General features: G+C 71.3%; 1 protein-coding gene. It reads left to right on the top strand.

Translation table 11 applies throughout. The features are described 5' to 3' along the window. The first annotated feature begins 99 nt into the window (after positions 1–99). Positions 100–12,294 carry an SDR family NAD(P)-dependent oxidoreductase gene (locus tag ACFVYL_RS00250; protein WP_389712027.1) on the top strand — a complete coding sequence of 4,065 codons (12,195 nt, stop codon included), beginning with the start codon at positions 100–102 and terminating at the stop codon, positions 12,292–12,294. Positions 12,295–12,317 lie beyond the last annotated feature (23 nt).

Below are 12,317 nucleotides of genomic sequence, written 5' to 3'. Positions count from 1 at the left end.
CCCGGCCCCTCCGCGCCCTGCGCCCGGCCCCTCCGCGCCGTGCGCCCGCCCCCTTCTTCCCGTTCCCTGTGCCCTTCACTGATGGAGAAGTGACGTTAGATGGCGAGTAACGAAGAGAAGCTCCGTCAGTACCTGAAGCGGGTCACAGTGGACCTCGGCCAGGCCCGCCAGCGGCTGCGCGAGGTGGAGGAGCGTTCCCGGGAGCCGATCGCCATCGTCTCCATGGCGTGCCGTTTCCCCGGCGACACCCGAACGCCCGAGGCCCTGTGGGAACTCGTCTGCGAGGGCGGCGACGCGATCGGGGACTTCCCCGTCAACCGGGGTTGGGACGTGGAGAACCTCTACCACCCGGACCCCGACCACCCCGGCACCAGCTACGTGCGCCGCGGCGGGTTCCTGCACGACGCCCCCGCCTTCGACGCGTCGTTCTTCGGGATCAGCCCGCGCGAGGCGCTGGCCATGGATCCGCAGCAGCGGGTGCTGATGGAGACGGCCTGGCAGCTTCTGGAGCGGGCCGGCATCGACCCGGCGGCGCTGAAGCTCACCCCCACCGGCGTCTACGTCGGGGCCGGAGTGCTCGGCTTCGGTGGCGCGCAGCCCGACAAGACGGTGGAAGGCCACCTTCTGACCGGCAACGCGCTGAGCGTCCTCTCGGGCCGCATCTCCTTCACCCTCGGCCTCGAAGGCCCGTCGGTGAGTGTCGACACGGCCTGCTCGTCGTCCCTGGTCGCGATGCATCTGGCGGCGCAGGCGCTGCGGGTGGGCGAGTGCGATCTGGCCCTGGCCGGGGGCGTGACGGTGATGTCGACACCCGGCGCGTTCACCGAGTTCTCCCGGCAGGGCGCGCTGTCCCCCGACGGCCGCTCCAAGGCGTTCGCCGCCTCGGCGGACGGCACGGGCTTCTCCGAGGGCGCCGGTCTCATCCTCCTGGAGCGGCTGTCCGACGCCCGCCGCAACGGCCACCAGGTCCTCGCCGTGATCCGTGGCTCGGCCGTCAACCAGGACGGCGCCAGCAACGGCCTCACCGCCCCCAACGGCCCCTCGCAGGAACGCGTCATCCGCGCCGCCCTCGCCAACGCCGGTCTGGGCGCCGCCGAGGTCGACGCGGTCGAGGCGCACGGCACCGGCACCCGGCTCGGCGACCCCATCGAGGCCGGGGCGCTGCTCGCCACGTACGGCCGCGAGCGGGACGCGGACCGGCCGCTGTGGCTCGGCTCGGTCAAGTCGAACATCGGTCATCCGCAGGGCGCCGCCGGTGTCGCGGGCGTCATCAAGATGGTGATGGCCCTGCAGCGCGAACTGCTGCCCGCCACCTTGTACGTCGACGAGCCCACCCCGCACGTCGACTGGAGCGCGGGTTCCGTCAGGCTCCTGACCGAACCGGTCCCGTGGTCGCGCGGCGAACGCCCGCGTCGGGCAGGCGTGTCCGCCTTCGGCATGTCGGGGACGAACGCCCACGTGATCCTGGAGGAAGCGCCGGAGGAGACGGCCCTTCAACCCGAGGAGACGGCCCTTCGACCTGAGGAGGCGGCGCCTGAAGAGGCCGCCGCCGGCGCCGTGTCACCGGAGCCGGTGACGGACACCGTGGTGCCGTGGGTGGTCTCGGCGCGGGGCGAGGAGGCGCTGCGGGCCCAGGCCGCACGGCTCGTCGAGCACGTGAGCGCCGACCCGCTGTCCTCGTCGTCCTCAGCGCCCTCACCGGCTGCGTCGCCCGCACCGCCCGCGTCGCCCGTGGAGGTGGGGTGGTCGCTCACCACGACCCGGTCGGTGTTCGAGAACCGGGCCGTGGTCATCGGCAAGGACCGCGCGGAGCTCCTGGAAGGGCTGCGGTCGCTCGCTGCGGGTGAGGCGACGCCGGACGTGGTCTCGGGAGCGGTCGGCGCCACGGGCCCGGGCCCCGTCCTGGTGTTCCCCGGGCAAGGGGGACAGTGGGCGGGCATGGGCGCCCGGCTCCTCGACGAGTCCCCGGTGTTCGCGGCCCGGATCGCCGAGTGCGAACAGGCGCTATCCCCGTACGTCGACTGGTCCCTGACGGACGTTCTGCGCGGCGACGGGGCGGAACTGTCGCGGATCGACGTCGTCCAGCCGGTGCTGTGGGCCGTGATGGTCGCGCTCGCCGCCGTCTGGGCCGACCAGGGCGTCGTGCCCGCAGCCGTCGTCGGACACTCGCAGGGCGAGATAGCCGCCGCATGTGTTGTGGGCGCGATCTCGCTGGAGGAGGGCGCGCGCATCGTCGCCGGACGCAGCGTCCTGCTGCGGCAACTCTCCGGGCGCGGCGGCATGGCCTCCCTGGGAATGGGTCAGGAGCAGGCCGCCGAGCTGATCGACGGCCATGCCGGTGTCGTCGTCGCCGCCGTCAACGGGCCCTCCTCCACGGTCGTCTCGGGCCCGCCCGAGGGCATCGCCGCCGTCGTCGCCGACGCCCAGGAGCGCGGCCTGCGCGCCCGCGCCGTCGCCTCCGACGTCGCCGGCCACGGACCGCAGCTGGACGCGATCCTGGACGAGCTCGCCGAGGGGCTCGCCGGTATCAGTCCCGCCGCCACCGACGTCGCGTTCTACTCCACCGTCACCGGTGGCCACCTCCCCGACACCACCGGCCTGGACACCGCGTACTGGGTGACGAACGTCCGCCGGACGGTACGTTTCGCCGACACCGTCGACGCGCTGCTGGCGGACGGCTACCGCCTGTTCATCGAGGTCAGCCCCCACCCCGTCCTCAACCTGGCGACGGAGGGACTCATCGAACGGGCCGAAGTGCCCGCCACCGTCGTGACGACCCTGCGCCGCGGTCACGGCGACGCCACCCAGCTCGCCCGCGCCGCCGCGCACGCGTTCGCCGCGGGCGCCGATGTCGACTGGCGGCGCTGGTTCCCGGCCGACCCCACCCCTCGTACCGTCGACCTTCCCACCTACGCCTTCCAGCGCCAGGAGTTCTGGATCGCCCCCACCAGCGGGACGGCCGGGGACCCCGCCGGGCTCGGCCTCGCCGCGTCCGGGCACCCGCTCCTCGGCGCCTCCGTGGGCCTGGCGAGCGGCGACGTACACCTGCTCAGCGGGCGGTTGTCGCGGCAGTCCGCGACCTGGCTCGACGACCACGTCGTGGCGGGCCAGGCGCTGGTCCCCGGCGCCGCACAGGTGGAGTGGGTGCTGCGGGCGGCCGATGAGGCGGGCTGCCCCGCCCTGGAGGAACTGACCCTGCAGACGCCGCTGGTCCTGCCCGACTCCGGGGGCCTGCAGATCCAGGTCGTCGTGGACGCGGCCGACACACGTGGGCGACGCGACGTCCACGTGTTCTCCCGGCCCGATGACGACGACGCCTTCGAGCTGTCGCGGACCTGGACCTGCCACGCCACCGGCGTGCTCGGGCCCGGGCCGACGGACGGCGGAGCGGAGGCCCTGGACGGCGTATGGCCCCCCGTCGGCGCCGAACCTGCCGACCCCGAGGACCTCTACGCACGGGCCGACCGGGCCGGTTACGGCTACGGTCCCGCGTTCCGCGGGGTGCGGGCTCTGTGGCGGCACGGCAAGGACGTCCTCGCCGAAGTCACGCTGCCCAAGGAGGCCGGAGAGCCGGAGGGCTTCGGCATCCACCCGGCCCTCTTCGACGCCGTCCTGCAGCCCGCGGCCCTGCTGCTGCCGTCCACCGAGACGACCGGCACGACCATTACGAGCGGCACGAGCGGCACGAGCGGCACGAGCGGCACGAGCGGCACGACCGGCACGACCGGCACGAGCGACACCGGTCAGATCTGGCTGCCGTTCGCCTGGAACGACGTGGCACTGCACGCCGTACGGGCCACCACGATCCGGGTACGGCTCACCCTGCTCGGCGAGCGGGTCGACCAGGGCCTGCGGATCACCGTGGCCGACGCGGTGGGCGCCCCGGTGCTGACCGTGCGCGACCTGCGCTCGCGCCCGACCGACACCGGCCGCCTCGCCGCGGCTGCCGCCCACGACCGGCACGGGCTGTTCGACCTGGAGTGGACCGCACCCGACGATGCCCCCCTCCCGGGGGCTGACGACAGCTGGGTGACGCTCGGCGAGGACGCCGAAAGCCTTCTCGACCTGCTGGCGTCCGTCGAGGCGGGGAGCCCGGCGCCGTCGCTGGTGGCCGCCCCCGTCCAGCCCGCCCCGGGCGACGACGGCCTGGCGCTCGCCACCCAGGTCCTGGACCTCGTCCAGACGTGGCTCGCCTTGCCTCTCACTGACTCCCGCCTCGTGCTGGTGACGCGGGGCGCGGTGCCCTTCGCCGCCGACCGTTACTCAGACGTATCAGACGTACGTGTGGGTCTGGACGCGGACGTCGACGTGGCGGCCGCCGCCGTATGGGGCCTCGTCCGAAGCGCCCAGTCGGAGCACCCCGGCCGTCTCACGCTGGTCGACCTCGGACCGGACGACACACTCGCCGCGGCCATGACGGCGGCCCACCTGGACGAACCGCAACTCGCCGTGCACGGAGGCGAGACACGTGTGCCCCGGCTCGTCCGCGCCGCGCCCACGCCGCCGTCGACCGAGGAGGGCGGAGTCGAAACCACCCAAGCCCTCGACCCGAACGGCACTGTCCTCATCACCGGAGGAACCGGGGTACTGGGCCGACTGGTGGCCGACCACCTCGTGAGGGAGTGGGGCGTACGACACCTCCTGCTGGCGAGCCGACGCGGCGAGACGGCACCCGGCGGCACCGAACTGGCCTCTGCTCTGGGCGAGTTGGGGGCAAAGGTGACCATCGCGGCCGCCGACGTCAGCGACGTGGAGTCGGTCGCCGAGCTGATCGGATCGGTGGACCCGGCGCACCCGTTGACCGGCGTGATCCACGCTGCCGGTGTCCTGGACGACGCCGTGGTCACCGCGCAGACCCCCGAGAGCATCGCCCGGGTATGGGCCGCGAAGGCGACCGCGGCACGGCTGCTGCACGAGGCGACCCGCGAGACGCCCCTCGGCCTGTTCGTGGTCTTCTCCTCGGCGGCCGCCTCCCTCGGCAGCCCCGGCCAGGCCAACTACGCGGCCGCGAACGCCTACTGCGACGCCCTCGTCCAGCACCGCCGCGCCCAGGGCCTCGCCGGCCTCTCGATCGCCTGGGGCCTGTGGCAGGCGACCAGCGGCATGACCGGGCAGCTGAGCCAGACGGATCTGGCACGCATGAAGCGCACGGGATTCGCCGCCCTCACCGACGAAGGCGGACTCGCGCTGTTCGACGCCGCCCGCGCCCACGACCGCGCGTACGTGGTCGCGGCCGACCTCGACCCGCGCGCCGTGACGGACGGCCTGTCCCCGCTGCTGCGCACGCTCACGGCCTCCGGGCCACGGCGGCGCGTGGCCTCCGAAGGCCTCGCGGACGGCGCCCTCGCGGGCCGCCTGGCAGGCCTCGACGAGGAGGGCCGCCTGCAGCTCCTCGCCGATGTCGTACGCGAATACGTCGCGGCCGTCCTCGGCCACGGCTCGGCGGCTCAGGTGAAGGTCGACATCGCCTTCAAGGACCTGGGCTTCGACTCGCTGACCGCGGTGGAACTGCGCAACCGCCTCTCGGCCGCCTGCGGCGAACGGCTGCCCGCCACGCTCGTCTTCGACCACCCCACACCTCAGGCGCTCGCCACCCACCTTGCACACCGTCTGGCAGGCGCCTCGGCCGCCGCGCCCGCGCCCGTACCCGTACCCGTCGCACCGCGTCCGCGGCAGGCGGCGGCCGACATCGACGACCCGGTCGCGATCGTCGCCATGACCTGCCGGTTCCCGGGCGGCGTCGCCTCCGCCGACGACCTGTGGCGCCTGCTCGACGCCCGCACGGACGCGATGGGCGCTTTCCCCACCGACCGTGGCTGGGACCTGGAACGCCTCTTCCATCCGGACCCCGAGCACACCGGCACCAGCTACGCGGACCAGGGCGGCTTCCTGCCGGATGCGGGTGATTTCGACGCGGCGTTCTTCGGGATCAATCCGCGTGAGGCGTTGGCGATGGATCCGCAGCAGCGGTTGCTGTTGGAGGCGTCGTGGGAGGTGTTCGAGCGCGCGGGTATCGACCCGACGACCCTCAAGGGCAGCCTGACCGGCACCTACGTCGGCCTGATGAACCATGACTACGCCAAGTCGTTCCCCGAGGCCGACGCCCAACTGGAGGGGTACGCCTATCTGGCGAGCACCGGCAGCATGGTCTCCGGCCGCGTCGCCTACACCTTCGGTCTCGAAGGTCCGGCGGTGACGGTGGACACGGCGTGTTCCTCGTCGTTGGTCTCCATCCACCTGGCGGCACAGGCGCTGCGCCAGGGCGAATGCGATCTGGCCCTGGCGGGCGGTGTCTCCGTCGTGGCCGACCCCGACATGTTCGCGGGTTTCTCGCGCCAGCGCGGCCTGGCCCCCGACGGCCGCTGCAAGCCGTACGCGGCCGCGGCCGACGGAGTCGGATTCTCCGAGGGTGTGGGCCTGCTCCTGCTGGAGCGCCTCTCGGACGCGCGCCGCAATGGACATCAGGTACTCGCCGTCGTACGGGGTTCAGCGGTGAACCAGGACGGTGCGAGCAATGGTCTGACGGCTCCGAACGGTCCGTCGCAGGAGCGGGTGATTCGGCAGGCGTTGGCGAGTGGGTGTTTGTCGGCTGGTGATGTGGATGTGGTGGAGGGCCACGGTACGGGGACGACGTTGGGTGATCCGATCGAGGCGCAGGCGTTGTTGGCGACGTATGGGCAGGGTCGGTCGGAGGGTCGGCCGTTGTGGCTGGGTTCGGTGAAGTCGAACATCGGTCATACGCAGGCTGCTGCTGGTGTTGCGGGTGTGATCAAGATGGTGATGGCGATGCGGCATGGTGTGGTGCCGGCGAGTTTGCATGTGGATGCGCCGTCGCCGCATGTGGACTGGGCGTCGGGTGCGGTGCGGCTGGCGTCGGAGCCGGTGGCGTGGCCGGAGGTGGGGGGTCGGCCGCGTCGTGCGGGGGTGTCTTCTTTTGGTGCTTCGGGGACGAATGCGCATCTGATTCTTGAGCATGTTCCCGAGTCGGTGAGTGCGGTTTCCCCGGGCAGTGACGGTGACGGGGCCGGGGATGGCGACGGTGGGGTGGTGGTGCCGTGGTTGCTGTCGGCGCGCGGCCCGCAGGCCTTGCGCGACCAAGCACGCCGCCTGAGTGACTTCGCTGACGATGCGTCGCGCTCACAGCTGACCGACGTGGGGTGGTCGCTGCTGACGACCCGTGCGCAGCATGAGCACCGAGCCGTCGTCGTGGGTGCGCAGCGGCACGAACTGGTTGCAGGACTGGCGGCATTGGAAGCGGGGGAGCCGCATCCGGCACTGATTGGCCCGTCTGCTTCACCCGTGCGTGCCGGTGGTGACGTCGTGTGGCTGTTCAGTGGTCAGGGCAGTCAGGTGGTGGGTATGGGTGCGGGGTTGTATGGGCGGTTTCCGGTGTTTGCGGAGGCGTTCGATGAGGTGTGCGGCCTGTTGGAGGGGTCGTTGGGGGTGGGGCCCGGTGAGTTGCGGGAGATGGTGTTCCGTGGTCCGGGGGAGCGGTTGGATCACACGATGTGGGCGCAGGCGGGGTTGTTTGCGTTGCAGGTGGGTCTGGCGAGGTTGTGGGAGTCGGTTGGTGTGCGGCCGGATGTGGTGGTCGGGCACTCGGTCGGGGAGATTGCGGCTGCGTATGTGGCGGGGGTGTTCTCGCTGGAGGATGCGTGCCGGGTGGTGGGGGCTCGGGCTCGGTTGATGGGTGGGTTGCCTGAGGGTGGTGGGATGTGTGCGGTGCAGGCCACGCCCGAGGAGCTGATCCCGGAGTTGGCGGGGTCTGCGGTGAGTGTGGCAGCGGTCAATACCCCGGATTCCACGGTGATTTCGGGCCCAGTCGACGAGGTGGAGCGGATCGCCGCTGTCTGGCGGGAGCGGGGTCGCAAGACCAAGGCACTCGCGGTCAGTCATGCGTTTCATTCGGTGTTGATGGAGCCGATGCTGGCGGAGTTCGGTGAGGCGTTGGGTGGGGTGGAGTTCCGGCGGCCGTCGATTCCGTTGATCAGTAACGTTTCGGGTGAGCGTGCCGGTGAGGAGATCGCGAGCCGGGAGTACTGGGTCCGGCACGTGCGCCAGCCTGTACTGTTCCAGCCTGCCATCGCCCAAGTGGCGCCGACTGCGCGGGCCTTCATCGAAATCGGCCCACGTCCCGTACTGGTCACCGCCGCCCAGCACACCCTGGACGAGACCGACCGTTCCGATTCGGTGCTGGTCTCTTCCCTCGTTGGTGGGCGGGGGGAGGAGTTGGCGTTTGTGGGGGCGTTGGCGCGTTTGCATGTGGCTGGTGTGGCTGTGGACTGGTCGGTGGTGTTCTCGGGTGGGGTGAGGGCGCCGAGGGTGGTGGATCTGCCGACGTATGCGTTTCAGCGGGAGCGGTTCTGGTTGTCGGGGCGGTCCGGTGGTGGTCGGGATGCGGCGGGGCTGGGGTTGGTGGCTGCGGGGCATCCGTTGCTGGGTGCGGCGGTGGAGTTCGCGGGTCGGGGTGGGTGTCTGCTGACGGGGCGTTTGTCGCGGTCGGGTCTGTCGTGGTTGGCGGAACATGTGGTGGCTGGTGCGGCGTTGGTGCCGGGTGCTGCGTTGGTGGAGTGGGTGTTGCGGGCGGGTGATGAGGTTGGTTGTGGGGTGGTGGAGGAGTTGATGGTGCAGGCGCCGGTGGTGGTGCCTGAGGCGTCGGGGCTTCGGGTGCAGGTCGTGGTGGATGAGGCGGGCGAGGAGGGGCGTCGCGGTGTGGAGATCTACACACGCCCGGATGCCGGGGCCGCGACCGGCGAGGACGTGTGGGTGTGCCACGCCACCGGCGTTCTCGCCCCCGAAGCACCAGTGGCAGTAGCCGAGTTGGAGTTGGGCGGCACCTGGCCGCCGGCCGGTGCCGAGTCCGTGAATGTAGAGGACTTCTACGCACAGGCTGCGGAAGCCGGGTACGGGTACGGCCCGGCGTTCCAGGGCCTGCGCGCGGTGTGGCGGGACGGGCAGGATCTGCTGGCCGAGGTGGCGCTGCCCGAGGCCGCCGGACCCCACGACGGCTACGGCATCCACCCTGCCCTGCTGGACGCCGCCCTCCACCCCCTCCTCGCCGCCCGTTTTCAGGAGGACTCCGGGGACCGTCAGATTCATGTGCCGTTCGGGTGGACCGGAGTGTCCCTGCGGGCGGTGGGGGCCACGACGGTTCGCGTACGGCTGCGCCCGGTCGGAAAAAGCATCAGCCAGGGGCTGAACGTCACAGTTGCCGACACGACCGGCAACCCTGTGCTGAGTGTCGATGCTCTACAAACGCGCCCCGTCAGTCCTGGTCAGCTCACTACGGCCCAACACCAGGATGTGCGCGGCCTGTTCACCGTGGATTGGACGCCGCTTCCGGGACCGGTTTCGGTTGCTGAGGTCGGCATGTCGACCGGTGGTGACGGGTGGGTCGGGTTGTCGGGTGGTGTCGGTCTGGCTGATGTGGTGCCGGTGGGTGGGACGGTGCCGTGGGCGGTGGTCGCTCCGGTCGGGACAGCTGTTGGTGAGGGTGGCCTTCCGGTCGTTGAGCGGGTGTTGGCGCTGGTGCAGGAGTTCTTGGCGGCGTCGGAGCTGGCCGAGTCGCGTCTTCTGGTGGTGACACGGGGCGCGGTGGCCGCGGACGGCAGCGGTGATGTGGATGCCTCGGCGGCGGCGGTGTGGGGTCTGGTGCGCAGTGCGCAGTCGGAGAACCCGGGCCGGTTCGCCCTGCTCGACGTCGAGGCCGGTGACAGCGGCGCGGAGGTCGACGACCTGCCGCAGGCCGTCCTGCGTGCAGCCATCGAAGACCTCGACGAACCCCAACTCGCTCTGCGCGAAGGGCAACTCCACATACCCCGACTGGCCCAGGCGCGTCGTTCGGCCGAACTCGTCGCACCGCCCGGCGAAGCGGCGTGGCGTCTGCGGATGGTGGAGGGCGGCTCGCTCGACGATCTCGCTGCGGTGGCCTGCCCGGAGGTCCTCGAACCCTTGGGGGCCGGACAGGTGCGGGTGTCGGTGCATGCCGCGGGCATCAACTTCCGCGACGTACTCGTCGCCTTGGGCATGGTCCCCGCCTACGGCGCCATGGGCGGTGAAGGTGCGGGTGTCGTCACGGAGATCGGATCCGACGTCACACGTGTGTCGGTCGGCGACCATGTCATGGGTGTCTTCGAGGGAGCGTTCGGTCCCGTGGTGGTCGCCGATGCGCGGATGGTGGCGCCGGTCCCGCAGGGCTGGGACATGAGTGCGGCGGCCGGGGTTCCGGCGGCGTTCCTGACGGCTTGGTATGGGTTGGTGGAGTTGGCCGGTCTCCGGGCGGGGGAGCGGGTGTTGGTCCATGCCGGCACGGGTGGGGTGGGGATGGCGGCCGTGCAGGTCGCCCGTCATCTGGGGGCTGAGGTGTTCGCCACGGCGAGTCCGGCCAAGCATTCCGTACTGGAGGAGATGGGCGTCGATGCCGCGCACCGTGCGTCTTCCCGGGATCTCGATTTCGAGGAGGTCATACGGGAGGCCACGGGTGGGCGTGGCGTTGATGTCGTGCTCAACAGTCTCACCGGCGAGTTCATCGATGCCTCCCTGCGGTTGCTCGGCGACGGGGGCCGGTTCCTGGAGATGGGCAAGACCGACCTGCGAACCCCCGAGGCCGTTGGCTCGGAGCACCCCGGCGTGACGTACACCGTGTACGACTTGGTCGGTGACGCCGGACCGGAACGCATCGGCTGGATGCTGGACCACCTCGGCGAGTTGTTCACCTCAGACCGGCTTAAGCCGCTGCCGGTACGTTCCTGGCCGCTGGACAAGGCGCGGGAGGCGTTCCGGTTCATGAGCCAGGCCAGGCACACCGGCAAGTTGGTGTTGGAGATTCCGCCTGCCCTCGATCCTGAGGGCACGGTGTTGGTCGCTGGTGGTACCGGTGTGCTCGGGCAGGTGGTGGCTGAGCATCTGGTGCGGGAGTGGGGTGTGCGGCACTTGTTGCTGGCCAGCCGGAGTGGCCCCGAGGCGCCGGGAGGTGCCGAACTGGCCGACAGGCTACGGGCGTTGGGTGCTGAGGTCGGCATCGTCGCGGCGGATGTCGGGGACGCGGGATCGGTGGCGGAGTTGGTGGGCAAGACCGATCCCTCGCATCCGTTGACCGGTGTGGTGCATGCGGCGGGTGTGCTGGCGGATGCGGTGGTGACCGCGCAGACGCCGCAGGGGTTGGCGCGGGTGTGGGCGGCGAAGGCTGCTGCTGCCAGCAATCTGCACGAGGCGACGCGCGGGATGCGGCTGGGCATGTTCGTGGTGTTCTCTTCGGCGGCCGCAGCCCTCGGCAGCCCCGGGCAGGCCAACTATGCTGCCGCGAATGCTTATTGCGACGCCTTGATGCAGCATCGCCGGTCGCAAGGGCTGGCCGGTCTCTCGGTCGGCTGGGGCCTGTGGGAGGCCTCGCATATCCGGACAGAGACCCGTACAGACACCCGCACAGTCGCCCGGACAGGCGGCCTGGCAGACGGCCCGGCGCATGCCCCGGCAGCAGACGGCAGCGGCAAGGGCATGTCCGGCGGCCTCAGCGACACCGACGTAGCCCGGATGAGCCGTATCGGCGTCGAGGCCATGACCAACGAACACGGCCTGGCCCTGCTGGACGCCGCACACCGGCACGGCCGCCCCCACCTCGTGGGCTTCAACCTCGACCTGCGCACCCTGGCCACGCACCCCGTCCACACCAGGCCCGCCCTCCTGCGCGGCTTGGCCGCCCCCACCGGGACCGGAAACGGGACTGGAAAGGGCAGGCCGACCGCCGCGACGGGCGAGCGGCCCGCCGACCTGGCGGGCCGGCTGGCCGCCCTGCCGCCGTCCGACCGGCACCACACGTTGGTGAGGCTCATCAGGGAGCAGGCCGCCACCGTCCTCGGGCACCGCACCGACAGTCTCGCAACGGGCAGCACCTTCAAGGAGCTCGGTTTTGACTCGCTCACCGCGGTCGAACTGCGCAACAGGCTGTCCGCCGCCACCGGCCTGCGCCTGCCCGCCGGTCTCGTCTTCGATCACCCGGACGCCGACATCCTGGCCGAACACCTCGGCGCGCAACTCACCCCCGACGGCGACACACCCGCCGGTGCGGAGGCCACCGACCCGGTCCTCCGGGACCTGGCGAAACTTGAGAGCGCCCTGTCCGCCACCCTCGTCGAACACGTCGACGCCGACGCGGTCACAGCCCGACTGGAGTCCCTTCTGGCGAAGTGGAAGGCGGCCGGCGCGTCGGCTGAATCCGGCAGTACGAAGGAGCAGCTCCAGGTCGCCACGACCGACCAGGTCCTCGACTTCATCGACAAAGAACTGGGTGTGTGAACCGACCGTGCACGGCGCGACAA

It is taken from the genome of Streptomyces sp. NPDC058308 (assembly GCF_042880275.1).
Taxonomy (GTDB): domain Bacteria; phylum Actinomycetota; class Actinomycetes; order Streptomycetales; family Streptomycetaceae; genus Streptomyces.
Note: the sequence above shows the minus strand (reverse complement) of the source record. Positions and strands in the feature narration are given on the sequence as shown.

What these genes read in the sequence shown, in the direction of transcription:
- ACFVYL_RS00250 (WP_389712027.1), top strand. Translation starts at nt 100, where the DNA reads ATGGCGAGTAACGAAGAGAAGCTCCGTCAGTACCTGAAGCGGGTCACA.